Consider the following 26,199-nt stretch of genomic DNA (forward strand, 5'->3'; position numbering starts at 1 on the left):
CGTCACAAGGAGTCCGTATGACCACGTCCCCGCCGATGGCCCGCCGTTCCGTCGTCCTGGCGCTACAGGAGATCACCGAGGATCTGGCCGCGCAGCACGGTCTGGAGGCGGAGAACGACGAGGAGGCACTGCAGATCGTCGAGGCGCTGCTCGCGCATGCCGAAAGCCCGGTGTCGGCGGCGGTGTTGCTGGACGACGAGGACCAGGCACTCGACACCGGACGGCGGCTCCTGGAGGCGCTGGCCGACGACCCGGGGACCCGTCCGCTGGCCGAGCCGCTGCTCGCCGAGCCGCCCGTCGACGAGCAACTGGCCGTCGTCGAGGTGTCGGCCGGAGTGGTGGTCCTCGTCGCCCTGGTCGCCTTCCTGCAGACGAAGGTCAGCGTGAAGATGGAGCGCAAGACCTCCAAGGGCAAGGTCAGCTTCGAGCTGACGAAGGAGGCCACGAAGGGGTCGACGCTGATGCAGCTCGCGGATCTGTACCAGCGGATCCTCGGGCAGGGCGCGACACCGCCCGCAGACCCGGGCGCGCTCGACCCGGGCCAGGGGCCGACGAACCCGCCGGGCGCCGCGTAGTCAGTGCGGCGCGACGGACCACGCCGCCCAGTCCGGCCCGGCCGGTACCGCCCGACCGGCCCACCCATCTGGTCAGTGCCCACCCGACGGCCCACCACGCCCGGTGCCGCCGGGCCGCCGAGTCCGCCCGGCGTCTCAACCACCCGACGCCGCCCACCAGTACTGCCCGACGGCCCACCCCGTCGGGTGCCACCCCGTCAGAGCTCGCGTGACGTCCCAACCCGCCGAGTCAGCGCAAGCCAGACGTCCCCAACCCGCCCCGCGCCACCTGCTCAGTGCCCGCCCGACGCCCCCTGCTGCCGCAGCGCCGCGACCCTCCGGTACAGCTCCACCGCCTCGGCGGCGCGGCCGAGTTGTTCCAGGCAGTGGGCCTCGTCGTTGCGGCTGGCGAGGGTGTCGGGGTGGGCCGGGCCCAAGACGCGTTCGCGGGCCGTGGCCACCCTGCGGTACTCGGTGAGGGCGTCGGGCCAGCGGCCCAGCCAGCCGAGGCCGACAGCGACCTCGCGGCGGCTGACAAGGGTGTCCGGATGGTCGGGGCCGAGGACGCGCTCGCGGATCGCGCACACGTCACGGGACTCGGCCAGGGCCTCCTCCCAGCGGCCGAGCCGGCCGAGGTTGACGCCGAGGCCGTGGCGGGCGCGCAGGGTCTCGGGGTGGGTGGGGCCGTGCACCCGGGTGCGGTCGTCGATCAGCTCGCGGTAGAGCTGGAGGGCCTCCGCGCTGCGGCCGAGGCGGCCAAGGCTGATCCCGACCTCGTAGCGGGCGGCGAGGGTGTCGGCGTGGTCGGGGCCGAGCGCCTGGGCACGGGCCTCGGCGACCTCGTGGTAGGTGTGCAGTGCCTCCGCCCAGCGGCCCAACTGTCCCAGCGCGTAGGCGACTTCGTAACGGGTGACCAGCGTTTCCGGGTGGTCGGGGCCGAGCACCCGGGCGCGCGCGGCGACGACCTCGCAGGCCATGCGGTACGAGTCCTCCAGGCGTCCGAGGCGGCTGAGGTTGAAGGCCAGGTTGTGGCGGCAGCGCAGGGTGTCGGGGTGGTCGGCGCCCATGGCCCGTTCCCGCGCGGCGAGCACCGAGGTGTACACCTGGTGGGCGTCGAAATGGCGGCCCAACTGGCCCAGTACGTATGCCATTTCCTGGCGTGCGGCGAGCGTTTCGGGATGGTCCGGGCCGAGTGCGAGGCTCCTGGCCCGGGCGACGTGTTTGTACTCGCGCAGGGCGTCGGCGGCGCGGCCGGTGCGGCTGAGGGTGAAGGCGACCTCGTAGCGGCTGGCGAGGGTGTCGGGGTGGTCGGGGCCGAGCAGGTGCTCGCGCTCGGCGGCGACCGCACGGTGGACTTCTCCGGCCTCCGCCCAGCGGCCGAGCCGGCCGAGGCTGAGCCCGGCGTTGTGCCGGCCGGCCAGCGCGGTGAGCGCCTCCGGGTCGGGGGCGGGCGGGTTCTGGGCCGCGGGTTCCTCGGGCCGGCCGGCGGCGGGGCGCGGGATCCACTCGCCGGTGAGGCCGGCTCCGGCGTCCGGGGGTGCGGCGCTCAGTCCGGCGCCGGTGGCCTTGTGGCCGGTGGTCATGCCCTGCGTCCAGGACGGCAGCCGTCCCTCGCGGCCGAGGGGCTCGGGCGGCCGCAGCGCCGGACGCGGGGTGAGGACGGTCGGCACGTACGTCGGTGTGCCGCGGCCGACGCCGATCCGGCGGCCCACCTCGCGCGCGTCGTGCGGCCGGTCCTCGGGGCTCTTGGCCAGCAGGGCCAGGATGATCTCTTGCAGGAACTCGGGGAGTTCGGACCGGTGTTCACGGGGCGGCCGGGGCGGGGTGTCGCGGTGGCCGACGAGGACGGCCCAGGCGTCGTCGAGGTCGAAGGGCGGTACGCCGGTGGCGATCTCGTAGAGCACACAGCCCAGCGAGTACAGGTCGCTGCGCTGGTCGACCTCCGCACCGCCGATCTGCTCCGGGGACATGTAGTGCGGGGTGCCCATGGCGATGCCGGTGCCGGTCAGCCGGGAGGTGAAGCCGATGTCGGCGCCGAGGCGGGCGATGCCGAAGTCGCAGATCTTCACGGCGCCGTCGGTGAGGCGCACGATGTTCGCGGGCTTCAGGTCGCGGTGCACGATGCCCTGTTGGTGGGTGTAGGCGAGGGCTGCGGTGACCTGGTCGGCGATGTCGACGACGGCGGGCACGGGCAGCGGATGGTGTTTGTTGTCCTCCAGCAGCTGGCTGAGGTTACGCCCCTCCAGCAGTTCCATCACGAGGTACAGAATGCCGTCGGACTCCCCGAAGTCATGGACGACGGTGACCCCGCGGTGTTGAAGCGCCGCGGCCACCCGGGCCTCGCGGCGGAACCGCTCCCGCAGCACCCGCGTGAACGACTGGTCATGATGCGGGCCCAGCGGTTTGAGGCACTTCACGGCGACATGACGGCCGAGCGATTCGTCACGCGCCCGCCACACCTCGCCCATGCCGCCGCGCCCGATCAGATCCAGCAGCCGGTACCGGCCCTGGATCAGCCTGCTGTCCCCCATCTCCCGCGCTCGCCCCCGTCACTGTGGTCCCCCGCCCGCCCCTGGCTCGTCCAGTATGGCGAGCTGTCGTCCGAGTTTGTACGGTGCCGGGCGCGCGCCGGGCCGAGCCTCGACATGGCACGCAGGATGTGTTTGGGCGGGAGTTGCCGGCGCAGATGTGCGGGAATGGCGCGCGGCAGGATGCCGGTGGCACGCAACTGACGGGTGACGGTGGTGGGTTCGGGGGCGGATCTGCCGTGCAGCTCGTGGGCGTACGGCGGCAGAGCAGGCGTACGCCGGCTGCGCCACGCGCCGCCGTCAACTTGCCCTGCCCGCCCGCTAACGCCGAACGCGCGGCATCCCCAGACCGATCCACGAGATGATCTCCCGCTGGATCTCGTTGTTGCCGCCGCCGAAGGTGAAGATGACCGCGGAGCGGTAGCCGCGCTCCAGTTCGCCGTGGAGGATCGCGCCCGCGGAGCCCTCCTTGAGGGCGCCGGGTGCGGCGACGATCTCCATGAGCCAGGCGTAGGCGTCGCGGCGGGCCTCGGAGCCGTAGACCTTGACGGCCGAGGCGTCCTGGGGGGTGAGGGTGCCGTCCTGGACGGCTTGGACCATCTGCCAGTTGAGGAGTTTCAGGGCGTCGAGGCGGACGTGGGTCTGGGCGAGGCGGCGGCGCACCCAGGGCAGGTCGACGACGCGACGGCCGTCGGCGAGTTTGGTCTCGGTCGCCCAGCGCTGGACGTCGTGAAAGGCGCGGATCGCCATGGTGCCGTGGGCGGCGAGGGTGACGCGCTCGTGGTTGAGCTGGTTGGTGATCAGCCGCCAGCCCTGGTTCTCGGCGCCGACGCGACGGGAGACGTGGACGCGGACGTTCTCGTAGTAGCTGGCGGTGGTGTCGTGGCCGGCGAGGGTGTTGATCAGGGTGCAGGAGTAGCCGGGGTCGCTGGTGGGGACGAGCAGCATGGTGATGCCCTTGTGCGGCGGGGCGCCCGGGTCGGTGCGCACCGCCAGCCAGACCCAGTCCGCGGTGTCGCCGTTGGTCGTCCAGATCTTCTGCCCGTTGACGACGTACTCGTCGCCGTCGCGGACCGCGCGCGTACGCAGGGATGCAAGGTCGGTACCGGCGTCGGGCTCGCTGTAGCCGATCGCGAAGTCGAGTTCGCCGGAGAGGATGCGCGGCAGGAAGTACGCCTTCTGCTCGTCGGTGCCGAACTGCATGATCGTCGGTCCGACGGTGTTCAGCGCCATCAGCGGCAGCGGTACGCCCGCCTGGGCAGCCTCGTCGAAGAAGATGAACTGTTCCATCGCGCTCAGGCCGCGTCCGCCGTACTCCTTGGGCCAGCCCACGCCGAGCCAGCCGTCGCCGCCGAGGCGCCGGATCGTCTCGCGGTAGAAGCGCTTCTGGGCGGCGGGGTCGGTGTGCCGGGTGAGCGCTGTGTCCGGCACCAGCTCGGCGAAGTAGGCGCGCAGTTCGGTGCGCAGCCGCTGCTGCTCGGGCGTGTGGTCGAGATGCACGGCGCCTCCAGGGTTCCCCTCGGCCGGTCCTGACGGCGCACACCGTAGAACGTGTTCCAGAAATAGGGAATGCCGGGGACGCCTCACATCAGCAAGGCCAGAAAGTCCGTGCACGCCTGGGCGCACTCACGGCACGCCTTCGCGCCGTCCTCCGCGCCGGGCCATCCGTCGAAGACATGCGCGCACTCCAGGCACACCGTGCGGCACCACTCCAGTTGGACACGGACGCCGCCCTCGTCCGTGAGGCCCTGCTCGGACAGCACACGGCAGGTCGCGTCGCACACCTCGGCGCACATGATGCCCTTACGCCGTACGAGTTCCTCTTCCGCCGTCCCGTCCGGTTCCGCCAGGCTCGCGCGCAGCGCGCAGGCGCGCGCACACTCGGTGCACGCCTGCGCGCACGCGAAGCGGTCCTCCAGGTACTGGAAGAGCTGCTGCTGCGAAGTTGTCGAGGTCACAGGGTGCGGGTAGCCGTCGCGAGGGGCGTCAAACCAGGTTCGCCGCAGGCGCGAGGGGTACTCGCGAGCCCATGAACACGACCTGGCTGGACCTGGCCGCCGAGAGCGGCGCCCTCGGCATCGGACTGATCGTCGCGAGCGTGGTGGTCGTGGCCGTGCTCCTCGGTGCCTTCGTCCTGGGCGGACGGATCAGGCGCCGAGAACCGGCCCCGCCGCGCCCGGAGCAGCAGCCCCGGCTGCCCGACGAGGGCCCCGTCCGTGAGGAGCTGCAGAACCGGGAGCCCGACGAGGTGCCCAGGAGCGAGCACCGGCTGACCCCGCACGAGATGCCCGCCCACGGCAACCTCCCGTCCCGGCCGGGCCCGGAGCGCAAACGGCCCCGCTGGGACGAGGGCAGCAGCGGTTCCTTCGGCAGCGGCGGCCCGGGCGGAACCTGACGCACACCTGCGCAACCCATCCCGAGGGAAGTGAGAACCATGGCCGACCGCGACACCCTGCCCCTGCCCGACTACGATCATCTGCCGATCGGCGGGCTGGAGAGCCGCGTCCGGTCACTGAGCTCCGACGAGGTCGAGGAGCTGCTGGCGTACGAGCGTTCGCACGCCGACCGGCTGCCGGTGACCGAGCTGCTGGCCAACCGGCTGGAGCAGCTGGAGTCGGGCGCCGAGCCCACCGGGGGCGACCCCGGCGCCCTGCGTCCGGAACAGCGCGAGGGTCACTCGGGCTCCCCGGTGTCCCCCGCAACCTCGCCCCAGCCCTTCAGCCCGCCGCCGCACGGCACGCCGGACCAGCGGGGCAAGCCGAAGGGTGATCGTACGTAGCTCTCCGTTTCCCGGCGCGGCAGCCAGGGCTTCCTGCTGGCGCTCACCGAGGGGTTCGCCGGCTCACCCCTGCGCTCTCAGGAGCCCCAGCTCCACTCCGCGATCTCCGGCAGATCGGTGCCGTGCTCGCGGATCCAGACGTGGTGGCGGGTACGTGCGTCGGCCATTTCCTGGCGTACGGCCGCCGCGCGCACCGCGAGTCCGGGGACGCGGTCGATGACGTCCATGACCAGGCGGTAGCGGTCGAGGTCGTTGCGAACGACCATGTCGAAGGGTGTGGTCGTGGTGCCGGACTCCTTGTAGCCGCGTACGTGCAGGTGGCGGTGGCCGTTGCGGCGGTAGGCGAGGCGGTGGATCAGCCAGGGGTAGCCGTGGTAGGCGAAGATCACCGGCTTGTCGGCGGTGAACAGGCCGTCGTACTCGAAGTCGGTCATGCCGTGCGGGTGTTCCTCGCGGGGCATCAGGCGGGCGATGTCGACGACGTTGACCACGCGGACGGCGAGCTGGGGCAGATGGCGGCGGAGCAACTGGGCGGCGGCCAGCACCTCTTGGGTGGGTACATCGCCGGCGCAGGCCAGGACCACGTCCGGCTCGCTGCCGTTCTCGCTGCCCGCCCAGTCCCAGATACCGGCGCCTCGGGCGCAGTGCGCGCGGGCCGCGTCCATGGAGAGCCAGTCGAAGCAGGGCTGTTTCCCGGCCACGACGACATTGACGTAGTCGCGGCTGCGCAGCGCGTGATCGGCCACGGACAGCAGGGTGTTGGCGTCCGGCGGGAGGTAGACCCGTACGACCTGGGGGCTCTTGTTGAGGACGTGGTCGACGAAGCCGGGGTCCTGGTGGGAGAAGCCGTTGTGGTCCTGGCGCCACACGTGCGAGGTGAGCAGGTAGTTGAGGGAGGCGATGGGCGCGCGCCACGGCAACTCCCTTGATGTCTTGAGCCACTTGATGTGCTGGTTGACCATCGAGTCGACGATGTGCACGAACGCCTCGTAGCAGGAGAACAGCCCGTGCCGGCCGGTGAGCAGATAGCCCTCCAGCCAGCCCTGGCAGGTGTGTTCGGAGAGGATCTCCAGCACCCGGCCGTGCCGGTCGAGGTGTTCGTCGACGGGCAGGATCTCGGCCTGCCAGGCCTTGCCGCTGCCGTCGAAGACGGCCTGGAGCCGGTTGGAGGCGGTCTCGTCGGGTCCGACGATGCGGAAGTCCCGGCGGTCCGCGGTGTCCTTCATGACCTGGGCGAGGAGGTCGCCGAGGACCCGGGTCGGCTCGTGCAGGGTGGTGCCGGGTTTGTCGACGGGTACGGCGAACCGGTCGAGAGAGGCGATCGGCAGCTCGCGTACGAGCAGGCCGCCGTTGGCGCGCGGGGTGGCGCCCAGACGGCGGTCGCCCTCCGGCAGAGGGGCCAGGACGTCCGGGACGGGCCTGCCGTCGGCGTCGAACAGTTCTTCGGGCCGGTACGAGCGCAGCCACTGCTCCAGCTGCCGCAGGTGCTCGGGGTTCTCGCGGACACCGGCGAGCGGGACCTGGTGGGCGCGCCAGGTGCCCTCGACGGGGACACCGTCGACCTCGGCGGGGCCGGTCCAGCCCTTGGGCGTGCGCAGCACGATGACCGGCCACCTCGACCGCTCGGTCACCCCTTCCTCACGGGCGCCGCGCTGGATCCCGGCGATACGGTCCAGCGCGGTGTCGAAGGCCTGGGCCATGGCTCGGTGGACGGCGGCCGGGTCGTCGCCGGAGACGTACAGCGGATCGTGGCCGTAGCCGCGCAGCAGCTCGTCGAGTTCCGGCTCGGGCAGCCGGGCCAGCACGGTCGGGTTGGCGATCTTGTAGCCGTTGAGGTGCAGGATCGGCAGGACGGCGCCGTCGTGGACCGGGTCGAGGAACTTGTTGGAGTGCCAGGAGGCGGCCAGCGGCCCGGTCTCCGCCTCGCCGTCGCCGATGACGCAGGCGACGACCAGGCCGGGACTGTCGAAGGCGGCACCGTAGGCATGGGAGAGCGCGTAGCCCAGCTCACCGCCCTCATGGATCGACCCCGGCGTCTCCGGCGCCACATGGCTGGGCACCCCGCCGGGGAAGGAGAACTGCCTGAACAGCCGCCGCATGCCCTCCGCGTCCCGGCCGACGTCCGGGTACGTATCGCTGTAGCTGCCCTCCAGCCAGGAGTTGGCGACCACGGAAGGACCGCCGTGCCCGGGGCCCCACACGCACAGCGCGTCGAGCCCCCGCGCCTTGATCACCCGGTTCAGGTGGGTGTACACGAGGTTCAGGCCGGGCGAGGTGCCCCAGTGGCCCAGCAGCCGCGGCTTGAGGTGCTCGGCGCTGAGCGGCTCGCGCAGCAGCGGATTGGCGAGCAGGTAGATCTGTCCGGCGGCCAGATAGTTGGCCGCGCGCCAGTGGGCGTCCAGGGTGCGCAGCTCGTCGTCGGTCAGTACGGTGCTGTTCGGGTGTTCGACCTCGGACACGGGGGGACTCCTAAGTCATCGACGGGGTCATCGACAGGTCGTCGGGCGGTGGGAGGCGGCATGGCCGGCAACAAGGCGGAGAAACTGCCGCGCAAGACGTATGAGAAGGAACTGCTGCGGCTGCAGACGGAGTTGGTGCAGCTGCAGGAGTGGGTGCGTGCCGAGGGCGCCCGTCTTGTCGTCATCTTCGAGGGGCGGGACGCGGCGGGCAAGGGCGGCACCATCAAACGGGTCACGGAGCATCTGAACCCGCGCGTGGCGCGGATCGCGGCCCTGCCCACGCCGACCGAGCGCGAGCGCACGCAGTGGTATTTCCAGCGGTACGTCGAGCATCTGCCGGCCGGCGGGGAGATCGTGCTGTTCGACCGCAGCTGGTACAACCGGGCCGGTGTCGAGCATGTGATGGGCTTCTGCACCAAGGCGGAGTACCAGCTCTTCCTGCGGCAATGCCCCATTTTCGAGCGGATGCTCGTCGAGGACGGGATCCTGCTGCGCAAGTACTGGTTCTCGGTCAGCGACGAGGAGCAGCAGGACCGCTTCCGGCGCCGCCTGGAGGATCCGCTGCGGCGCTGGAAGCTGTCGCCGATGGACCTGGAGTCGATCACCCGTTGGGAGGAGTACTCCCGGGCCAAGGACGAGATGCTGATCCACACCGACATCGCGGAGGCGCCCTGGTACGTCGTCGAGAGCGACGACAAGCGCCGCGCCCGGGTGAACATGATCGCCCACCTGCTGGATTCGGTGCCTTACAAGGACGTGCCGCCGCCGGTGCTGGAGCTGCCGGAGCGGCCGCCGTCGACCGGGTACGAGCGCCCGCCGCGCGATCTGCAAACCTACGTGCCGGATCACGCGGCGAGCCTGTAGTCACTGGCCACCGGCGCGTACGACCGCGACCGGGCAGTGGGCGTGGTGCAGCACGGCCTGGCTGACCGAGCCGAGCAGCAGCCCGGTGAAGCCGCCCCGGCCACGCGCCCCGACCACCACGAGACCGGCCTCGGCGCTGGCCTCGATCAGCGTGTGGCGGATCCGGCCGCGCACGAGCCGGCGCTCTACCTCGACGTCCGGGTACTTCTCGCGCAGCCCGCCGAGCGCCTCGGCGAGCACCCGCTCCTCCTCGTCGCGCAGCCGGTCCTCGTCGTACGTCACGAAAGGCGGGTCGCCCGGGGCCTCGTAGACCCGTTCGGTGTGGGTGTTCCAGGCATGCAGGGCCACCAGGTCGGTGCCGTGCAGGGAGGCCTGCGTGAAGGCGAACTCGACCGCCGGCTCGGCTTGCGGCGAGCCGTCCACGGCCAGCAGGACCGGGCCGGCGGGTTCCGGCCGGCCGCGCACGACCAGGACGGGACAGCCGGCGTGGGCGGCCATGTGCGCGGCGGTGGAGCCGAGCAGCAGGCTGCCGAAGCGGCTCAGGCCCCGGCTGCCGACGACGGCCAGGGACGCCGTCCGGGTCTCCAGTTCCAGCACCATCACCGGCTCGCCGACGACGACCTCGCGTTCCATCGCCACGTGGGGTGCGGCCGTGCGGGCACGCCGTTCCGCCTCGGCGAGCGTGCCGTCGATCAGCTCACGCACTCCGGCGCTCGCCGGAGTCCAGGGCGGCACCCGGGGCGGCACATGGAGCGACGGCCACCCGAAGGCGTGCACCAGCCGGAGCCCCACACCGCGCAGGGCGGCCTCGCGCGCGGCGACCTCCACGGCGGTCAGGCTCGACTCCGATCCGTCCACACCCACGACGACAGGACCGCTCATCACCGGTCTCCCTTCTCCGGGCTCTCCCGGATATCCGGGTATCCGAAGAGCCGGTTTCCAGCCTCTCGCCCCGAGGTCAGTCCGGCAGCTCCAGCCGTGTCGACTCCCCCGGCTCGATGACGACCGTGCGGTCTGTCAGCCGTACCTCGATCGGGGACACGTCGGAGGACGGGACGGCGATGTCCAGCTCGCGGCGCTCCAGGTGCAGCCGTACGCCCCAATTGCCTTGGTAGCGCACCGCGAAGCCGTACGAGGAGAGTTCCGGCAGCGGTACCGGGTCGAGCCAGAGCGCTCCGTCGCGGGTCTCCAGGCCGGTCAGTCCGCGCTGGATGAGGTCGAGGGTGCCGGCCATGGCGCCGAGGTGGATGCCCTCGCCGGTGGTGCCGCCCTGGACGTCGGCGATGTCGCCCTGGAGGGCTTCCTGGCAGAACTTCCATGCCTCCGCCCGCCGGGCACGGGCCAGCACCCAGCCGTGGACGAGGCCGCTGAGGGTGGAGCCGTGGCTGGTGCGGTGCAGGTAGTAGTCGACGGTGCGGTGCCAGATGTCGTCGTCGAGCGTCAGTCCCAACCGGTGGAACAGACCCCGCAGTTCGGCCGGTGCGAAGAGATAGCCGAGCATCAGGACGTCGGCCTGTTTGGAAGCCTGGTAGCGGTTGACGGTGTCGCCCTCCGCCTCCAGGATCCGGTCCAGGCGGCGGATGTCGCCGTAACGGTGCCGGTAATCCTTCCAGGGGAGCTCGGCGAGCTCGCCGTAGCCGTCGAACTGGCTGATGACACCGGCGTGGAAGGGCACGTGGAGCGTGCGGGAGACCTCCTCCCACTGCTCCAGTTCGCTCCCGTCGAGGCCGGTACGTTCGGCGAGTTCACGGCGCCGGGGTTCCGGCAGGGCGGCGATCAGTTCCAGCGCGCGGGAGAGCACCCAGGCGGCGGTGACGTTGGTGTAGGCGTTGTCGTCGAGGCCGGGCATGGTCGCGTCGGGATAGGCGTCGTGGTACTCGTCGGGGCCGACCACGCCCTTGATGCGGTGCCGTCGCAGGCTGTCGTCCCAGACGGCCGCGTCGGCCCAGAAGCGGGCGATCTGGAGCAGCATCTCGGCACCCTTGGTGTGCAGGAACTCCATGTCGCCGCTGGCCTCGCAGTACTGCCACACGTTGTACGCGATGGCCGAGCCGACGTGGAACTGGAGCCGGGAGTTGTCGGGCAGCCAGCGGCCCGAGCGGGGGTTGAGATGGAGTTGCTGGGTCTCCTCACGGCCGTCGCTGCCGCTCTGCCAGGGGTACAGGGCGCCCCTGCGACCCGCTGCCAGGGCCGAGGTGCAGGCCTGTTCCAGACGGCGGTGGCGGTAGCGCAGCAGGGCTCGGGAGACCTCGGGGAAGTGCAGGTTGAGGAAGGGCAGCACGAACAGTTCGTCCCAGAAGACATGGCCGCGGTAGGCCTCGCCGTGCAGTCCCCGGGCGGGTACGCCGACGTCGAGGTCGGCGGTGTGCGGGGAGAGTGTCTGCAGGAGATGGAACAGGTGCAGGCGCAGGACGTGGCCCGGTTCCCCGGCGACTTCGAGGGCGGCCCGGCGCCAGAGCTGGTCCCAGGACGTGAAGTGTGAGGTCAGCAGGTCGTCGAAGCCGGGCGCGCGGCCGACCCGGTCGACGGCGGCGTACAGCGGATCGCTGATGGCGGGGTCGCGCGAGGTGTGCAGGGCGACGATCTTGTCGACGGTGCAGGTACCGCCTTCGGTCAGCGTCAGGAGGGTGTGCTGGGTGGTGCGCCGGCTCTTGTTGCGGACGGTGACCAGCGCGTCGGAGGTCAGCCGGGCGGCCATGCCGATGCGGAGGTCGGAGGTGCGGGTACGGCAGCGCAGCCAGACGGTGTCCGGGGTGGCGGTGCCCGCGTGGACGTGGATCAGGTGGTGGCCGTCCAGGTCGCGGTAGCGCGGCACGCCGGAGTTGGTGACGCCGCCGTCGAGGGACGCCTCGACCTCCAGCTCGCCGGAGAAGCCCTCGGCGGTGAACTCGGTGCGCAGCGCGGCCAGATGAGGGTCCGCCATGTGCACGATGCGCTGCTGGCGCACCGTCAGGACGCGTCCCTTGCCGAGGTCGTAGCGGGTGTGCCGCAGCAGCATCCCGGAGGCCAGGAGCAGTTCCAGACGGTGCTCCAGCAGCGTGGCGGTGTCGGGCGTGAGCCATGGCCCGCCGCGCAGGCGGAAGCGCAGCGGCAGCCAGTTCGGGAGGTTGACCATGTCCTCGTTCTCGACCTGCCGCCCGGCCACGTCGGAGGTGAGCCGGTTGTAGCAGCCCGCGACGTAGGTACCCGGGTAGTGGATGTCGTCGGCCGTGCACTCCGGGAATGCGCCTCGGGTGGCGAAGTAGCCGTTGCCCAGGGTGCACAGGGACTCGCGCAGCCGTTCGTCCGCGGGCTCGTAGCCCTCGTACTCCCAGGTCCATCCCGCCGTCACTTCGACTCCTCACCCAGCAGTTCCGCCAGATCTCGTACGACGATGTCGGCGCCGTGCCGGCGCAGCCTCTCCGCCGAGTCCCCCGAGGCGGCCCGGTCCACGCCCACCACGAGTGCGAAGCCGCCCCGCCTGCCCGCCTCTACGCCGGCCAGGGCGTCCTCCACCACGGCGGCACGGTCGGCGGGGACGCCGAGCCGGTCGGCGGCGGTGAGGAACAGATCGGGCTTCGGCTTGCCCGGCAGGCCCAGCCGGGCTGCCTCGCCGCCGTCCACGAGGACGTCGAAGAGGTCGCGCACACCGGCCCTGGTGAGCAGCTCACCGGCGTGCCGGGAGGCCGAGGCCGCCGCCACGGGCACCTGCGCCCGGCGCAGGGCGCGGACGAGTCGTACGGTGCCGGGGTAGGCGTCCACGCCGTGCTCGCGCAGCCGTCGGGTGAACAGTTCCTCCTTGTCGGCGGCGACGGACTGCACGGTGGCGTCCGACGTGTCGATACCACGGGAGGCGAGGAAGGCGGCGGCGCCGTCGAGGCGGGACTTGCCGTCGACGTACCGCAGGTAGTCGTCCGCGAGGTCGAAGGGCCGTCGCTGCTCGGGATCCGCGGGCGGATGCGCCCGTAGGAAGGCGTCGAAGGCCTCTTTCCAGGCCGCCGCGTGCACCCGGGCGGAGTCGGTGATCACCCCGTCCGTGTCGAAGACGACGGCTTGGACGTCCGTCAGCAGGGGGGCGAGGGGCTCCATGGTCACTCCGGCCTCCGTCGGCTGCAGCGCGGTGCTCCATTCCACGGTCGCACGGGTGACGACCGGGCGACCGCAGGGGTGAGCCGCCCGGCCCTGGTGGGTCCGCGATTCGTGTGGTGTCCTGGAGGTGACGGAAAGGGCCTCGAACGGACGCGGAGAAGCGGCTTCGGACCGCGCACCGCGCAATCAGGATCCGCGAGAAGCGGATGGGTCCTTTCCGCCCTTTCTGGCTCGGCGACAACTTCTGTGCAGGAGCGACACACAGGCTGCACACGGACTGTCGAAAGCCTCGCTACGGTTCTGGCCGATCGATCCCACGCGTGAACATCGATCTCACGTGCGAACGCCGAGCCAGGAAGACCACGGATGGACTACTGCTCCACATGCCGTCGGCACCTCAACGGTGCCCTGGTGTGCCCCGGGTGCGGCGCCTACGCCCCGGACATCGCTCCGCCCATGGCGATGGCTCCCGCGGCAGCCTCCGTCCCTGACCCGTGGCAGGACACGTATCCGCCCGTCGAGGAAGCGGCCGACGTTCCGTACGGGGAAACGGAAGCCGTGCCTGCCACGCCGCAGGGCCGGGCGGCACGGCGGCGCCAGCGGGCCCGCTGGAAGAAGAACCAGCGCAAGGCCGTGGTGGCCACCGCGGTCGCACTGGTCGGCGGCGGGCTGACCGTCGCCGCGATGGACGGGCGGTCCGGAGACCGGGCGCAGGCGGCCACGGCACCCGACAACACGGCGATGGGCGCCACCGAGGACCGGGCCACCGAGCCCGCTCCGGCGGCGTCGACACCGCCGGGCACGCGCCGCTCGCGGCCCGACACTCCTTCCGCCCGGCCGTCGGCCACCAACGCCCCGCGTGAGCAGGCCGTCGCCACCACGCCGACCAAGGCCCAGCCGCACGCCCCCACCTCTCCGGCGCCCACGGTGACCTCGGCCGCCCAGTCACAGGTCGTCCCCGGCATCACCGCCACGGTCCCCGAGCAGACGGCCACGCCCACACCCCCGGCCACCGAAGGCACGGCGACACCGTCGGCGACCCCCTCGCCCTCGGCGACCTCGCCGGCGGGGCTCTGCGTGCTCGTGCTGTGCATCAACTGATCCCACGGAACAGGGCGTCGTAGGCAGGGTCAGTCGTTCCGGTACAGGCCCGTCAGCAACTCGATCGCCGCCTGAGTCGCCGGATGCGGATCGTCCCGCCACCAGCCCAGCCGTACGGCGATGGGCTCGGCGTCACGCACCGGGCGGTAGACGACCCCCGGGCGCGGGTACTGGTTGGCGGTCGCCTCGGCGGTCATGCCCACGCAGCGGCCGGTGGCGATCACGGTCAGCCAGTCGTCGACGTCGTGGGTCTCCTCCGTCGCCGGGCGGGCGTCCGGGGGCCACAGGTCGGCCGTGGTCGTGCCCGTGCGCCGGTCGACGAGGAGCGTGCGCCCGCCGAGGTCGGCGAGGCGGACCGAGCGGCGCCGGGCCAGCGGGTCGTCGGCGGCCACCGCGCACAGCCGCCGCTCCAGACCGATGATCGCGGAGTCGAATCTGCGGTCGTCCAGCGTCCTGCGTACGACGGCCATGTCGCAGGCACCCTCCGCCAGGCCCGCAGTGGCGGAGTTGACGCGCACCAGCTGGAGGTCGGTCCCGGGGTGGGCGGCGGCCCAGCGGCGCAGGAAGTCCGGGGTGTGCCGGCCGAGGGCCGCCCAGGCGTAGCCGATCCGCAGGTGGCCGTGTCCGGACGTGGCCTCCCGGACCAGGTCGTCGACCTCGCCGAGCACCCGGCGGGCGTGCGCCAGTACGCGCAGTCCCGTCCCCGTGGGGGTCACCTCGCGCGAGGTCCGGCGCAACAGCCGTACGCCCAAAGCCCGTTCGAGGGAGGCGAGGGTGCGGGACACGGCCGCCTGGGAGACGCCGAGCGCTATGGCGGCATCGGTGAAGCTGCCCTCGTCGACGATGGCGACCAGGCAGCGCAGCTGGCGGAGTTCCACATCCATGACTCAAGCGTATAGATAGATCCGTGTACGCATTTTGCGTATGCGTCCGGCGACTCCACGCTGTCCGTATGCGCACCGCAGCCGCCCCCGAGGTCGCCCTTCCCCAGCCGAAGTCCACGCCCGGCAGCCTCACCGGTGTCGCCACGATGGTCGCGAGCGGGCTGTCGAACCAGACCGGTGCCGCCATCGGTTCGCTCGCCTTCCCCGTGCTCGGTCCGATCGGTGTCGTCGCGGTACGCCAGTACGTCGCCGCCCTGGCCCTGCTGGCCGTCGGCAGGCCCCGGCTGCGGGCCTTCACCTGGCGGCAGTGGTGGCCGGTCGCGCTGCTGGCGGTCGTGTTCGGCACCATGAACCTGTCGCTGTACACCGCCATCGACCGGGTCGGCCTGGGGCTCGCGGTGACCCTGGAGTTCCTCGGCCCGCTCGCCATCGCCCTGGCCACCTCGCGGCGCCGGGTGGACGCCCTGTGCGCGGTGATCGCCGCGGCCGGCGTGATCGCCCTGATGCGGCCGCAGCCCTCCGCCGACTACCTCGGCATGGGCCTGGGGCTGCTCGCCGCCGCCTGCTGGGCGTCGTACATCCTGCTCAACCGCACCGTCGGACAGCGCGTGCCCGGCGCGCAGGGCGCGGCAGCCGCGGCCACGCTGTCCGCCCTGCTGTTCCTCCCGGTCGGGATCGTCCTCGTCGTACGGCAGCCGCCGACCCCCGCGGCAGTCGCGTGCGCCGTGACCGCCGGAGTCCTGTCCTCGGCCGTCCCTTACCTGGCCGACCTGCTCACCCTGCGCCGGGTTCCGGCACGGGCGTTCGGCCTGTTCATGAGCGTCAACCCCGTGCTCGCGGCGCTCGTCGGCCTGGTCGGGCTCGGGCAGGGCCTCGGCTGGGCGGAGTGGGCGAGCATCGGGGCGATCGTGGCTGCGAACGCGCTCAGCATCCTGACCTCGCGCGCGCCTCAGGTCGACGCCTGATTGATTGTTTGAGTTCCTCGGCGAAGTCAGCTCTCCTCGTCGAAGCTCGCGAAGTACGCGGCCGCCATGTCCTCGTCGCCGTGCCCCTGGGCGGCCGCGCGCTCCAGTCGGGCGGCGCCCGCGGCGGCGACGTCCAGGCGGATGCCGCCACGCTCGCCCGCCTCGACGATGAGCCGGGCGTCCTTGGCGGCGGTGGACACCGCGAACTGCGCCGGGGAGAGCCGGTCTTCGAGGATCAGCCCGGACTTGGCGCGCAGATAGCCCATGTCGAGCGGACCGCCCGCGATGAGCTCGAAGAAGTGCTGTGGGTCGACGTCGAGGGCGCGGGAGAGGGCGAGCGTCTCGCCTGCCGCGGCGGTGGCGGCGATGACCCAGCTGTTGGCGACCAGCTTCAGCCGGGTGGCGGTGCCCGCCGCGCCGTCCTCGCCGGTCCACACCGTACGGGCGCCGACCGCGTCGAAGACCGGGGTCACCTTCTCCCGGCCCTCGACCGGCCCGGCGGCCAGCACGGTGAGCTGACCGGCCTCGGCGGGCTGACGGGTGCCGAGCACGGGGGCGTCGTAGAAGGCGAGTTGGTGCTCGCGGGCGAAGTCGGCCAGAGGGGTGTGGGCCTCGATCCCTGCGGTGGTGGACTGCACCCACGCGGTGCCGGGGCGCAGGGCGGGTGCGGCCTGGCGCATGACGTCGAGTGCGGCGGGGCCGTCGTGCAGGATGGTCAGGACGACGTCGGCGTCCCGCACGGCCTCGGCGGGGCTGTCGACGACCAACGCGCCCTCGTCGGTGAGCGGTTCGGCCTTGGCGCGGGTGCGGTTCCAGGCGCGGACGGTGTGCCCGGCGCGCGCGATGTTACGGGCCATCGCGGCCCCCATGATCCCGGTGCCGAGCACCGCGACGGTGAGCTTGTCGGTCATGACGTTCGCCTTCCTGTGTCTTCTCGGGTACCGCGTCAGCGGAGGGCGGCGCGGACCAGACCGTCCAGCCAGGCCTGGTGGCCGTTGAGCATCGGGTTCGGCCGCTCCTCGGCCAGGGCCGCGGCGGGCTCGCCGAGTTGAGTCTCCTGGGTGAGGATCCGTACCCGGCCACCGGGAAGATCCTCCACCAGCCAGGCGTCCAGCACATCGAGCCGCTCCGCGGGCCGCGGTTCAGCCCCGCAGCACCAGGTCCAGCAGCCCGGGAAAGCGCTCCTCGAACTCCTCGCGCCGCAGCCGGTTCACCCGCTTCGGCCCCTCGTCCCGCTGCTCGACCAACCCCGCGCCACGCAGCACCGAGAAGTGGTGGCTGAGCGCGGCCTTGCCGACCGGCACATCGAAGCTGCCACAACTGCGCGACCAGTCGGCGGAGCCCGCCAGCTCGCGGATGAGCTGCATGCGCACCGGGTCGGCGACCGCGGACAGCGCGGTCTGGACGGAGACGTCGTCGGGATCCGTGTGCACCGGTGCGGCGCGATGACTGCCGCCGGCCGCCTGGTTCGCCATGCCTCGCTCCCCATGTCACTTGCTGAGTGTTCGATCCGTATCTTACAGTCCAGGTGTTCGCTTCCGATTGAACACTCGCCCGAACACTTCACAGAAGGGCCCGTTCCCATGCGCGCAGTCGAGTTCCAGGAGTACGGCGGTCCCGAGGTGCTGGAGATCGTGGAGGTCGAGGCCCTGGAGCCGGGACCGGGCCAGGTCACGATCGACACCGCCTATGTCGGCGTGAACTTCGCGGACGTCAAGGCACGGGCCGAGGGGTACCGGGTGGACGCGTTGCCGTTCCGCCCGGGCCTTGAGGTCTCCGGACGGATCCGGGCCGTCGGCGAGGGCGTCGAGGGCCTGCGCCCGGGGCAGGAGGTCGCCGCTCTCGTCGGCCGGGGCGCCTACGCGGAGGTGGTCGTCGCCGACGCCGCGACCGTCTTCCCGCTCCCCGAGGGCCTGGACCTGCGGACGGCGGCGACGCTCCCCACGGTCGTGCCGACCGTGCATGCCCTCCTGCACGAGGTGGGGCGTCTGCGCGCCGGGGAGACCGTGCTGGTGCACGGCGCGGCGGGCGGCATCGGAACCGTGGCCGGGCAGCTCGCCCTGGCGGCGGGTGCCGGGGCGGTGTACGGCGTCGCCTCCTCGGCGAGCAAGGCCGAGTACGCCCTCAAGCACGGCTACGACGAGGTGTTCACCCCCGACGCCTTCCCCGAAGAGATCCGCCGCGCCACCGGCGGCCGGGGCGTGGACCTCGTACTGGACCCCGTGGGCGGCGACACCCTGCGCCGGGGCCTCGACGCACTGGCCGCCTTCGGACGCCTGGTGTCCTTCGGCAACGCGAGCGGGGCGGAGCCGTGGCACGTCGGACAGCCCGAGCTCTACGCACAGGGCCGTTCCGTCGCGGGCTTCTCCATCCTGGCCCTCGCCCAGTCAGCGCCGGACGCGCTCCGGGCGCTCGCCGAGCGGGCGTTCCGTACGGTCACGGACGGCACCGTGCACCTGCCGATCACCGCGGAGTTCGCGTTGTCGGACGCGGCGGGGGCGCATCGGCTGATGGGCGGCCGTACGTCTACGGGGAAGTTGGTGCTGCGGGTCACTGGCTGAGGGCGGCCACCACACGCACGGCCGCTCGCGGCAGCAGAAGTTGGCCGAGAATGTTGCTTAACTTAGGCAATGACTGTTGTTACGGTGGCCCCATGCCCCCACCCCCCACAAGCTCCGTCTCGGAGGACATAGCCGAGATCGAGCACGCCCTCACCCGCATCACCTACCTGGCCGCCAGGGCCCGGCAGCACGAGCGTCTGATGGCCGTCTCCGGGCTGTCGCTCGACCGGGCCGCGGCGGCGATCGTGCGACACCTCGCCGCCCTGGGCGAGCCGCTGCGTCCCGGAGTGCTGGCGGTCCGGCTCTCCGTGGAGGCCTCTCACGTCACCCGGCAGCTGCATCAGCTCGAGAGAGCCGGTTATGTGTCGCGGCAACCGGACCCCGACGACCGCCGTGCTCAGCGCATCCAGCTCACGGCAGCGGGCAGCGAGGCCGCGGACCGTATGCGCGCGGCCGGCCGCCGGGGAATGACGGCGGCCCTGGCCGGCTGGTCAGCCGGTGATCTGCACGTGCTGCCGCTCTCTTCAGCCGGCTGGTTGACGACTTCGAGGCCAACGAGGAGGTGGACGTATCCCCTTCCGGCGAGTCCGCACCTGTGACGTGTACTGAGAGCCCTACGCGAACGGTCCCCCATGTACGAGCACCTTTCACCGGCGCGTGACAGCGGCCCTCGGATCCTGATCGCGTCCGGCGATCCCGGCACAGCCGAACTCCTCACCACAGCCATGGAGTCGGCCGGCTATCGGGCCGCGCCGGTCGGCGGTGCCGAGGCCGTGTCGGCCATCATGCGCCACGCGTGCGATCTCGTGGTCCTGGACAGCTCGCCGCGCGTGATCGAGGAGTTCATCCGGTGGCGCCGATCCGCCACCGCGGCTCGCCCCCCGACGCTCTTTCTCACCACGGACGACGGTATTCACCGCCTCTTGCCCGAGCTGCGGGTCGGAACGGAGGACTACGTCCTCAAGCCGGTGCGGACAGCCGAGGTCCTCGCCAGGGTCCAGGGCCTGTTGCGAGACGGGCACCCCGCACGGCACGACAGGGCACCGTCCTACGGCGATCTGACCCTTGACGACGCCGCCTGCCAGGCCTGGCGCGGGCCCAGGGCTCTCGACCTCACCCCTGCCGAGTACCGGCTCCTGCGTCACCTCCTGCTCAACGCGGGGCAGGTGCTGTCCAAGGAACAGATCAGCCAACATGTATGGGGCGACTTTCGAGGCGGTCAGGCGATCGAGAAGCTGGTCTCCCGGCTCCGGCACAAGGTGGACCAGGACCGTCCCGCACTGATCCACACTCGCCGGGGCTTCGGCTACTGGCTCGGCCACTCCGTCCTGGGCAGGGACCCACGGGAGCCGGGCACGGTACTGCCCGCAGCCGACCGCGAGGTTCGTGAGGTCGCGGCTCCCGCCGGTCGTTCGTGATGTGCGTCACGTCAGCTTGTTGTCGGTGAACCGGCGGGGATCCGTCAGTCCGCTCCGCTTCCCTACGTGTGGTCTCCGGATTCCGGCTCCCTGTTTCGGCCGGTCCCCCCACCTCACCGAGGAGATGCCATGACCGATGCCCTGTCCTGCCCTGTCACCGGCGCGGCCGAGCCGCTGCCGGAGTATCCGCTGCCGCGGGCGGCGCAGTGCCCCCTTGCTCCCGCTCCGACCGCGCAGGAGCTGCGGGCGGAGAAACCCATCACGCGGGTACGCATCTGGAACGGCACCACTCCCTGGCTGATCACCCGTCACACCGACCAGCGCGCCCTGTTGCCCGACCCGCGCGTGAGTGACGACGACCTCGACCCCGGCTTCCCCTACGTGAACGCGCACCGGGCGGAGATCGCTCCGCTGACCCCACGGCTGATCACCAACACCGACGCACCGGAGCACACGCGGCTGCGGCGGACCGTCAACGGACCGTTCGTGGTCAAGCGGATCGAGACGATGCGGGCGCCGGTCCAGAAGATCGTCGACCACCTGATCGACGAGATGCTGGCGGGCCCGAACCCGGCGGACCTGCTCAAGGCGTTCGCGCTGGCCGTGCCCTCGCTCGTGATCGCCGAGCTGCTCGGAGTGCCGTACGACGACCACGACTTCTTCCAGCGCAACAGCACCGTGGTGTTGGACAGTTCGGTGGCGCCTGAGGAGGCCAGGAGGGCCAGCGGTGAACTGGCCGCCTACCTGGACAAGTTGATCCGGCACAAGACGACCGACCCGGGCGAGGACGTGCTGTCGGAGATGGCCGGCCGGGTGAAGGCCGGCGAGATGACCCACACCGAGGCCGTCCACATGGGCGTGGCGATGCTGATCGCCGGTCATGAGACCACCGCCACGATGATCAGCCTGGGCACGCTTGCCCTGCTCCAGCACCCCGACCAGCTTGCGCTGCTGAGGGAGACCGACGACCCGAAGCTGATCGCGAACGCGGTGGACGAGGTGCTGCGCTACCTGTCCATCGTGCAGACCGGTGTGCGCAGGGTCGCCAAGGACGACATCGAGATCGGCGAGGTCGTCATCCGCAAGGGCGAGGGCATGATCTTCGATCTGCACACCGCGAACTGGGACCCGGAGGTCTTCCCCCAGGCCGAGCGCCTCGACCTCACCCGCCCGGCCCGCGTCCACCAGGCCTTCGGTTACGGCCCTCACCAGTGCCTGGGCCAGAACCTGGCCCGCCTGGAACTCCAGGTCGTCTACGGCACCCTCTACCGCCGCATCCCCAGGCTGCGGCTGGCCGCCGACATCACGGACCTGGAATTCGACCACACCGGGACCACCTACGGCGTGCACAGCCTGCCGGTGGCCTGGTGAACCCGCGCGACGAGAACAAGGTGGCACCCATGCGTGTGGAACTGGACGTACCGAAGTGTGTGGCATCGGGGCAGTGTGTGATGGCCGCCCCCGATGTCTTCGACCAGCGGGACGACGACGGAGTGGCCGTCCTGCTTCAGGAACACCCGGGCGAGGAGCTCCTGGACGAGGTGCAGGAGGCCGTGGCGATCTGCCCGGCCGCGGCGATCCGGCTGGTGGACCAGTGAACCGGATCGTGGTGGTCGGCGCCTCGGCCGCCGGGCTCTCGGCGGTCGAGACGCTGCGCCGCGAGGGCTACGACGGCGCCCTGACGCTCATCGGTGACGAGCCGCATCCCCCGTACGACCGTCCCCCGCTGTCCAAGCAGATCCTCTCCGGCGAATGGAGCGCCCAGCAGCTGCCGCTGCGCCCGCCCGCCGACCTCGCCGCCCTGGATCTCGACCTGCGGCTGGGAGTGACCGCGACCGGGCTGGACCTGACGGACCGCAGGGTGCGCCTCGCCGACGGTTCGCAGACGCCGTACGACGGACTGATCGTGGCCACCGGCGTACGGCCACGCCGACTGCCCGGGGAGGGGGCGCACGTCCTGCGCACCCTGGACGACGCCCTGACCCTGGGCGCGCAGCTGAAGCCGGGCAGCCGCCTGGTCGTGGTCGGCGCGGGGTTCCTGGGCGCCGAGGCCGCCGCCGTCGCACGGAAGCTGGGCTGCGAGGTGACCCTCCTCGAACCCGCCCCGGTGCCGCTGGCCCACGCCGTGGGCACCGAGGTCGGCCGCGTGCTCTCCCAGGTGCACCTCGACCGCGGAGTGGAGTTGCGCACGGGTGTCACCGTGACGGAGGTGACCGAGGAGGGTGTGCGGCTCGCGGACGGTGAGGTGGTCGAGGCCCACGAGATCCTGGTCGCCATCGGCTCCCTGCCCAACACTGCATGGCTGGCGGACAGCGGGCTTACGGTGGGCGACGGAGTGGTCTGCGACCAGTACTGCGAGGCCGCCGAGGGCGTGTACGCGGCCGGTGACGTCGCCCGCTGGCACAACCCGCTGTTCGGGTTGCCGATGCGGATCGAGCACCGCACCAACGCCGCCGAACAGGGCATGGCCGCCGCCCGCAACCTGCTCGCCGCGCCCGAGACACGTAAGCCTTTCGCTCCGGTGCCGTACTTCTGGTCCGACCAGTACGACCTGAGGATCCAGGCGTACGGCTATCTGCGCGGCCATGACGAAGTCGCCGTCGTGGACGGCGACTTGGCCGAGCGCCGGTTCGTTGCCGCCTATCGCAGGGACGAGAAGCTGACCGGCGCGCTCTCGGTCGGCATGCCGCCCAAGGCCGTCCGCGCCTGGCGCCAGGCCATTGCCGTCGGCACGGCGTGGGACGCGCTGGTGCCGGCCGGGACGTCGGCGCCCGACGCGGCCTGACCCTGATGACAAGGAGGTTGTTGATGCACCACCGCACCGACGACGCGCGGGACGTGGTCGTCGTCACCGGAGCCGGCGGCATGGGGTCGGCGGTCGCGCGGCGGCTGGGCAGCGGGCGGACGCTGATCCTCGCCGACGCCTCCCGTGAGCGCCTCGACAGGACCGTCGAAGAACTGCGCGCCGAAGGGTACGAGGCACGGGGCGTGCCCACCGACGTCTCCGACCGGGCGTCGGTGCGGAACCTGGCCCGGACGGCCGCCGACGAAGGAAGGATCACCGCGATCGTGCACACCGCGGGCGTCGCCGCAGCGACCGCGTCCGTACGGCGGATCCTCGACGTCGACCTGCTCGGCACGGTGTATGTGATCGAGGCATTCGAGGAGTTCGCCGTCCGCGGCACTTCTCTGGTCTGCGTCGCCAGCGTGGCCGGACACCTGGCCTCGATCAGCGCCGAGGACGAAGCGGCCCTCGCGACGGCTCCGGCGGAGGAACTGCTCGCCCTGGACGCGGTCGCGGCTCTCGGCAACGACACGACAGCCGCCTACCTGCTGGCCAAGCGCGCCAACCTCGTACGCGTACAGGCTGCCGCGCTCGCCTGGAACCGGCGCGGTGCCCGCATCAACACCATCAGCCCCGGCGTCATCTCCACCACCATGGCGAAGGCCGAGTCCGAGTCGGACCCGGACAGGCACATGCTCAAGATGCTCGACGCGTGCGGCGCGGGCCGCCCCGGCACACCCGCCGAAATCGCCGATGCCGCGGCCTTCCTAACCGGCCCCGAGTCGCAGTACGTCACGGGCACCGACCTGCTCGTCGACGGCGGGCAGGCGGCATGGATCCGCCGGCACATGCGGCACGGCTGACAGCGCACGGCGGCCCGTACGACCGGACGCGCCCGTGGCCGGAAAGGTCGCCCACGGGTGGGCGCCGCGGCGCGCGCGGACCGCGGCGAGGACGACTTCAGCGGCGTTCCGGACCGTCGTACGTCACGGCCGGTGGTCAGGCGGGCGCGGGTGCCGGGCCGACCAGCTCCGACAGGACGTCCTCCATGGTCACGAAGCCCAGGACCGCGCCCGCCTCGCCGGTGACGGCGGCCAGGTGGCTGCCGTCGGCGCGCAGGGCGGTGAGGGTGTCGTCCAGCGGGGTGTCGATGCGGACCCGGGTGACCGGGTGCAGGGCGCCCCTCGGGAAGGGCCGGTCGCGGTCGGTGACACCGAGGGTGTCCTTGATGTGCAGGTAGCCCAGCAGGGTGCCGTTCGGGCCGGTGACCGGGAAGCGGGAGTAACCCGCGTCGGCGGCTGTCCGTTCGAGTTCGGCCGGGGTGACGGTGTGGTCGACGGTGCGCATCTGCTGCGTGGGGACGAGGATTTCGCCGACCGGTCGGGTGCCCAGCTCCAGTGCGTCGCGCAGCCGTTCGCCGTCGGCGGGCGAGAGCAGGCCGGCCTCTCTGGAGTCGATGACCATCCGGGCGAGCCGGTCGTCGGTGAAGCCGTGCCGCGTCGGGCGCCGACGTCCCGGCCGGCACCACCGCGTCCCACGCCGTGCCGACTTCGGCGTCAACGTCTGACGCGGTCGGGAAGCGACATGTTCGGACTCAGCACGCATCCTCAAGGCGGAGGGCCGGGCAGCGGAGAGGGAGCAGACACCGCCCCGTGTGATCCAGGGGGAGACCGCCGGCCCCACCGCCCCGGACGCGCCACGGCCACGGGAGTGAGGTGTACGAGAGTACCGAGCGTGAGGCCGAGCAGTGCAGCCACCGCGAAGGGTGCGGCGATGCCGAACAGCGCGGGCCACGGCTCCCCTTGGGCGTACTCGCCGTCTTCGAGCAGCACGTCGCCGACCAGATGGGCGAGCGTGCACGAGGCCAGTGCCAGGGCGTACGTCAGTCCTGCGCTCACCGGTGATCAGCAGCGCGCCGTGACGGCGGCCAGAATCTGGGCGACGTCGACGAGCCGGGCCGACGGGACCCTTCATCACCGTCTCGGGCGGAACCAGCACTCGGCGGGGCGCCTCTCCCGTGCGGCACGGTCTGCATAACGTACTCGGAGATCATCACCAGCCCGGGAGTCCCCATGACCGGTAGCCGTCGACCGCGCCCCACCGAAGACTTCGAAGCCATCGAGCCTCCGGGCAACGCCGAACTGGTCGCCGGAGTGGTGTCCGTGACGGTCCTGGTGGAAGTCCTCGGGGTCCTGTCCGGATCCACGGTGTGGCTTCTCGGGCTGCTGGTCTTCCTGCCGGGCACGGCGTCCGCGCTGTGCAGCGTCCGGCAGACACGCTTCGTCGCCGCCTGGACGACGCTCGTCGTCACCGCGAGCGTGGTGGTACGGCCCGTCGGCGGCGAGCACTGGTTCGACCGCATCCTGTTGATGCTGCTCACCCTCGCGCTGGGCATGACGTCCGTCTACGCCTGCGGCCGCCGCATCAGGCGCGAGCACGAGATGCTGAACCTGCGGTCCGCCGCCGCGGCCATGCAACGCCACATCCTGCACCCCCTGCCCGTGGTCAGCGACGACGTCCTGGTCAACGGTGTTTACGAACCCGTTCACGAGGACCGGCTCGTCGGCGGTGACATCTATGACGTCGTCGCCTCACCCTGGGGCACGCGAGTGCTGATCGGTGACGTGCAGGGTAAAGGGCTGGCCGCCGTCGGCGCCGCGTTCGCCGTCGTCGGCGCCTTCCGCGAGGCGGCCCACCGGGAACCCACCCTCACGGCGCTCGTCGACGTCCTGGACGCCGCCGTCGTACGACACAATTCCCAGGCCCAGCAGACCGGCGAAGACGAACGATTCGTCACCGCCCTCATCATCGGCATCGACGCCGGCCCCGAGGCCCAGGCCGTCAACTGCGGGCACATCCCGCCCCGGCTGCTGCACGAGGGCCTCGTCACCACGCCGCCGCTGGACTCCGGTGTCCCGCTCGGACTCGCCGAACTCGCCGTCGAGCCCACGACCGTGGACTGGTTCGACTTCCCGCCCGGCACCACGCTGTTGCTGACGACCGACGGCCTCACCGAGACCCGCGCCGACGACGGCACGTTCTACCCACTCGACGAGCGCCTGTCGAAGCACCTCGGCCTCTCCCCCACGGAGCTCCCCGGCGCCCTGCACGACGACGCCCGCGCCTTCGCAGGCGAAGCCCGCCGCCACGACGACATCGCCGTCCTGACCATCCGCCGGTCACCGCGCCGCTGAGTAACGCGCCGCCCGTTCCGGCCGCCCACGTGACCTTCC

26 protein-coding genes and 2 pseudogenes are annotated in these 26,199 nt (G+C 71.8%); 14 read left to right on the forward strand and 14 right to left on the reverse strand.

Translation table 11 applies throughout. The features are described from left to right. Positions 1-17: 17 nt before the first annotated feature. The gene (locus OHT76_RS03420; RefSeq protein ID WP_328869217.1) at positions 18-575 is read left to right on the forward strand and encodes a hypothetical protein; all 558 of its coding nucleotides are present in this window, start codon (positions 18-20) and stop codon (positions 573-575) included. 272 nt (positions 576-847) lie between these two features. On the opposite strand, the gene OHT76_RS03425 is transcribed toward OHT76_RS03420, so the two are convergent. From OHT76_RS03425 to OHT76_RS03440, 4 genes and pseudogenes are all read right to left on the reverse strand, one after another. Beyond that, entirely contained in the window at positions 848-3,085 is a 2,238-nt protein-coding gene (locus OHT76_RS03425; protein WP_328869218.1) for a serine/threonine-protein kinase, read from the reverse strand. Positions 3,086-3,103: 18 nt separating this feature from the next. Then, positions 3,104-3,379 (reverse strand): annotated as a pseudogene (locus OHT76_RS03430) (oxygenase MpaB family protein); the annotation flags it as partial. Positions 3,380-3,403: 24 nt separating this feature from the next. Continuing rightward, positions 3,404-4,582, reverse strand: coding sequence for an acyl-CoA dehydrogenase family protein (locus tag OHT76_RS03435; protein ID WP_328869219.1), 1,179 nt, complete (start codon positions 4,580-4,582; stop codon positions 3,404-3,406). Positions 4,583-4,665: 83 nt separating this feature from the next. After that, entirely contained in the window at positions 4,666-5,040 is a 375-nt protein-coding gene (locus tag OHT76_RS03440; RefSeq protein ID WP_328869220.1) for a ferredoxin, read from the reverse strand. Positions 5,041-5,111: 71 nt separating this feature from the next. Between OHT76_RS03440 and OHT76_RS03445 the strand changes: the two genes are divergently transcribed. Both OHT76_RS03445 and OHT76_RS03450 read left to right on the forward strand, forming a co-directional pair. Beyond that, the gene (locus tag OHT76_RS03445; RefSeq protein ID WP_328869221.1) at positions 5,112-5,477 is read left to right on the forward strand and encodes a DUF6479 family protein; all 366 of its coding nucleotides are present in this window, start codon (positions 5,112-5,114) and stop codon (positions 5,475-5,477) included. A 39-nt stretch (positions 5,478-5,516) separates the two neighbouring features. Beyond that, the gene (locus OHT76_RS03450) at positions 5,517-5,861 is read left to right on the forward strand and encodes a hypothetical protein (RefSeq protein WP_328869222.1); all 345 of its coding nucleotides are present in this window, start codon (positions 5,517-5,519) and stop codon (positions 5,859-5,861) included. 77 nt (positions 5,862-5,938) lie between these two features. Here the strand turns inward: OHT76_RS03450 and OHT76_RS03455 are convergent, their stop codons facing one another. Next, positions 5,939-8,320 carry a phosphoketolase family protein gene (locus OHT76_RS03455; RefSeq protein ID WP_328869223.1) on the reverse strand — a complete coding sequence of 794 codons (2,382 nt, stop codon included), beginning with the start codon at positions 8,318-8,320 and terminating at the stop codon, positions 5,939-5,941. A gap of 60 nt (positions 8,321-8,380) precedes the next feature. Here OHT76_RS03455 and ppk2 point away from each other — a divergent pair, with 60 nt between their 5' ends. Beyond that, positions 8,381-9,184 carry a polyphosphate kinase 2 gene (gene ppk2 / locus OHT76_RS03460; RefSeq protein ID WP_328869224.1) on the forward strand — a complete coding sequence of 268 codons (804 nt, stop codon included), beginning with the start codon at positions 8,381-8,383 and terminating at the stop codon, positions 9,182-9,184. Here ppk2 and OHT76_RS03465 read toward each other — a convergent pair whose 3' ends face one another. From OHT76_RS03465 to OHT76_RS03475, 3 genes are all read right to left on the reverse strand, one after another. Then, complete coding sequence (locus tag OHT76_RS03465; RefSeq protein WP_328869225.1) at positions 9,185-10,066, reverse strand: universal stress protein; 882 nt, start codon at positions 10,064-10,066, stop codon at positions 9,185-9,187. Positions 10,067-10,142: 76 nt separating this feature from the next. Next, complete coding sequence (locus tag OHT76_RS03470) at positions 10,143-12,515, reverse strand: glycoside hydrolase family 65 protein (RefSeq protein WP_328869226.1); 2,373 nt, start codon at positions 12,513-12,515, stop codon at positions 10,143-10,145. Further along, positions 12,512-13,252 (reverse strand): HAD family hydrolase, encoded by a 741-nt coding sequence (locus OHT76_RS03475; RefSeq protein ID WP_328876444.1) that lies wholly within the window; start codon positions 13,250-13,252, stop codon positions 12,512-12,514. Before OHT76_RS03475 ends, OHT76_RS03470 begins: the two co-directional genes overlap by 4 nt. 366 nt (positions 13,253-13,618) lie before the next feature. Between OHT76_RS03475 and OHT76_RS03480 the strand changes: the two genes are divergently transcribed. Then, on the forward strand, positions 13,619-14,353 hold the full coding sequence (locus OHT76_RS03480) for an SCO2400 family protein (RefSeq protein WP_328869227.1): 735 nt from the start codon (positions 13,619-13,621) through the stop codon (positions 14,351-14,353). A gap of 29 nt (positions 14,354-14,382) precedes the next feature. On the opposite strand, the gene OHT76_RS03485 is transcribed toward OHT76_RS03480, so the two are convergent. After that, a complete protein-coding gene (locus tag OHT76_RS03485) occupies positions 14,383-15,237 on the reverse strand; it encodes a LysR family transcriptional regulator (protein ID WP_328869228.1) in 855 nt (284 codons plus the stop codon). A 68-nt stretch (positions 15,238-15,305) separates the two neighbouring features. Here OHT76_RS03485 and OHT76_RS03490 point away from each other — a divergent pair, with 68 nt between their 5' ends. Continuing rightward, positions 15,306-16,202, forward strand: coding sequence for an EamA family transporter (locus tag OHT76_RS03490; protein ID WP_328869229.1), 897 nt, complete (start codon positions 15,306-15,308; stop codon positions 16,200-16,202). Positions 16,203-16,228: 26 nt separating this feature from the next. On the opposite strand, the gene OHT76_RS03495 is transcribed toward OHT76_RS03490, so the two are convergent. From OHT76_RS03495 to OHT76_RS03505, 3 genes are read right to left on the reverse strand one after another with little or no spacing between them, the layout of a single operon-like run. Continuing rightward, complete coding sequence (locus OHT76_RS03495; protein ID WP_328869230.1) at positions 16,229-17,113, reverse strand: NAD(P)-dependent oxidoreductase; 885 nt, start codon at positions 17,111-17,113, stop codon at positions 16,229-16,231. Between the two features lie 35 nt (positions 17,114-17,148). Beyond that, positions 17,149-17,319, reverse strand: coding sequence for a hypothetical protein (locus OHT76_RS03500; RefSeq protein ID WP_328869231.1), 171 nt, complete (start codon positions 17,317-17,319; stop codon positions 17,149-17,151). A 25-nt stretch (positions 17,320-17,344) separates the two neighbouring features. Continuing rightward, positions 17,345-17,677, reverse strand: coding sequence for an ArsR/SmtB family transcription factor (locus OHT76_RS03505; RefSeq protein WP_328869232.1), 333 nt, complete (start codon positions 17,675-17,677; stop codon positions 17,345-17,347). Between the two features lie 108 nt (positions 17,678-17,785). Between OHT76_RS03505 and OHT76_RS03510 the strand changes: the two genes are divergently transcribed. The 7 genes from OHT76_RS03510 (at position 17,786) to OHT76_RS03540 (ending at position 23,829) form a co-directional block, all read left to right on the forward strand. Further along, on the forward strand, positions 17,786-18,763 hold the full coding sequence (locus OHT76_RS03510; protein ID WP_328869233.1) for a quinone oxidoreductase family protein: 978 nt from the start codon (positions 17,786-17,788) through the stop codon (positions 18,761-18,763). A 92-nt stretch (positions 18,764-18,855) separates the two neighbouring features. Further along, positions 18,856-19,362 carry a MarR family winged helix-turn-helix transcriptional regulator gene (locus tag OHT76_RS03515; RefSeq protein ID WP_328869234.1) on the forward strand — a complete coding sequence of 169 codons (507 nt, stop codon included), beginning with the start codon at positions 18,856-18,858 and terminating at the stop codon, positions 19,360-19,362. A gap of 33 nt (positions 19,363-19,395) precedes the next feature. Further along, positions 19,396-20,181, forward strand: coding sequence for a response regulator transcription factor (locus OHT76_RS03520; protein WP_328869235.1), 786 nt, complete (start codon positions 19,396-19,398; stop codon positions 20,179-20,181). A gap of 129 nt (positions 20,182-20,310) precedes the next feature. Further along, positions 20,311-21,552: a cytochrome P450 gene (locus tag OHT76_RS03525; protein ID WP_328869236.1), complete on the forward strand. Its 1,242-nt coding sequence runs from the start codon at positions 20,311-20,313 to the stop codon at positions 21,550-21,552. Between the two features lie 29 nt (positions 21,553-21,581). Next, positions 21,582-21,779: a ferredoxin gene (locus OHT76_RS03530; RefSeq protein WP_328869237.1), complete on the forward strand. Its 198-nt coding sequence runs from the start codon at positions 21,582-21,584 to the stop codon at positions 21,777-21,779. Next, positions 21,776-22,966, forward strand: a complete 1,191-nt coding sequence (locus OHT76_RS03535) for an NAD(P)/FAD-dependent oxidoreductase (RefSeq protein WP_328869238.1) — start codon at positions 21,776-21,778, stop codon at positions 22,964-22,966. The genes OHT76_RS03530 and OHT76_RS03535 overlap by 4 nt, the downstream gene beginning before the upstream one ends. A 23-nt stretch (positions 22,967-22,989) precedes the next feature. Continuing rightward, positions 22,990-23,829, forward strand: coding sequence for an SDR family oxidoreductase (locus OHT76_RS03540; protein ID WP_328869239.1), 840 nt, complete (start codon positions 22,990-22,992; stop codon positions 23,827-23,829). A 136-nt stretch (positions 23,830-23,965) separates the two neighbouring features. Here OHT76_RS03540 and OHT76_RS03545 read toward each other — a convergent pair. Further along, positions 23,966-24,454 (reverse strand): annotated as a pseudogene (locus OHT76_RS03545) (CBS domain-containing protein); the annotation flags it as partial. Between the two features lie 119 nt (positions 24,455-24,573). Beyond that, positions 24,574-24,864, reverse strand: coding sequence for a hypothetical protein (locus OHT76_RS03550; RefSeq protein WP_328869240.1), 291 nt, complete (start codon positions 24,862-24,864; stop codon positions 24,574-24,576). A gap of 174 nt (positions 24,865-25,038) precedes the next feature. Here OHT76_RS03550 and OHT76_RS03555 point away from each other — a divergent pair, with 174 nt between their 5' ends. Beyond that, positions 25,039-26,160 carry a PP2C family protein-serine/threonine phosphatase gene (locus OHT76_RS03555; RefSeq protein WP_328869241.1) on the forward strand — a complete coding sequence of 374 codons (1,122 nt, stop codon included), beginning with the start codon at positions 25,039-25,041 and terminating at the stop codon, positions 26,158-26,160. The last annotated feature ends 39 nt before the right edge of the window (positions 26,161-26,199 follow it).

Source organism: Streptomyces sp. NBC_00287 (assembly GCF_036173105.1).
GTDB lineage: Bacteria > Actinomycetota > Actinomycetes > Streptomycetales > Streptomycetaceae > Streptomyces.

Excerpts from the sequence above, each read along its gene's own strand:
- OHT76_RS03420 (WP_328869217.1), top strand. The coding sequence starts at position 18 with ATGACCACGTCCCCGCCGATGGCCCGCCGTTCCGTCGTCCTGGCGCTA.
- OHT76_RS03425 (WP_328869218.1), bottom strand. The coding sequence starts at position 3,085 with ATGGGGGACAGCAGGCTGATCCAGGGCCGGTACCGGCTGCTGGATCTG.
- OHT76_RS03445 (WP_328869221.1), top strand. The coding sequence starts at position 5,112 with ATGAACACGACCTGGCTGGACCTGGCCGCCGAGAGCGGCGCCCTCGGC.
- OHT76_RS03450 (WP_328869222.1), top strand. The coding sequence starts at position 5,517 with ATGGCCGACCGCGACACCCTGCCCCTGCCCGACTACGATCATCTGCCG.
- ppk2 (WP_328869224.1), top strand. The coding sequence starts at position 8,381 with ATGGCCGGCAACAAGGCGGAGAAACTGCCGCGCAAGACGTATGAGAAG.
- OHT76_RS03465 (WP_328869225.1), bottom strand. The coding sequence starts at position 10,066 with ATGAGCGGTCCTGTCGTCGTGGGTGTGGACGGATCGGAGTCGAGCCTG.
- OHT76_RS03475 (WP_328876444.1), bottom strand. The coding sequence starts at position 13,252 with ATGGAGCCCCTCGCCCCCCTGCTGACGGACGTCCAAGCCGTCGTCTTC.
- OHT76_RS03480 (WP_328869227.1), top strand. The coding sequence starts at position 13,619 with ATGGACTACTGCTCCACATGCCGTCGGCACCTCAACGGTGCCCTGGTG.
- OHT76_RS03485 (WP_328869228.1), bottom strand. The coding sequence starts at position 15,237 with ATGGATGTGGAACTCCGCCAGCTGCGCTGCCTGGTCGCCATCGTCGAC.
- OHT76_RS03490 (WP_328869229.1), top strand. The coding sequence starts at position 15,306 with ATGCGCACCGCAGCCGCCCCCGAGGTCGCCCTTCCCCAGCCGAAGTCC.
- OHT76_RS03495 (WP_328869230.1), bottom strand. The coding sequence starts at position 17,113 with ATGACCGACAAGCTCACCGTCGCGGTGCTCGGCACCGGGATCATGGGG.
- OHT76_RS03505 (WP_328869232.1), bottom strand. The coding sequence starts at position 17,677 with ATGGCGAACCAGGCGGCCGGCGGCAGTCATCGCGCCGCACCGGTGCAC.
- OHT76_RS03510 (WP_328869233.1), top strand. The coding sequence starts at position 17,786 with ATGCGCGCAGTCGAGTTCCAGGAGTACGGCGGTCCCGAGGTGCTGGAG.
- OHT76_RS03515 (WP_328869234.1), top strand. The coding sequence starts at position 18,856 with ATGCCCCCACCCCCCACAAGCTCCGTCTCGGAGGACATAGCCGAGATC.
- OHT76_RS03520 (WP_328869235.1), top strand. The coding sequence starts at position 19,396 with ATGTACGAGCACCTTTCACCGGCGCGTGACAGCGGCCCTCGGATCCTG.
- OHT76_RS03525 (WP_328869236.1), top strand. The coding sequence starts at position 20,311 with ATGACCGATGCCCTGTCCTGCCCTGTCACCGGCGCGGCCGAGCCGCTG.
- OHT76_RS03530 (WP_328869237.1), top strand. The coding sequence starts at position 21,582 with ATGCGTGTGGAACTGGACGTACCGAAGTGTGTGGCATCGGGGCAGTGT.
- OHT76_RS03540 (WP_328869239.1), top strand. The coding sequence starts at position 22,990 with ATGCACCACCGCACCGACGACGCGCGGGACGTGGTCGTCGTCACCGGA.
- OHT76_RS03555 (WP_328869241.1), top strand. The coding sequence starts at position 25,039 with ATGACCGGTAGCCGTCGACCGCGCCCCACCGAAGACTTCGAAGCCATC.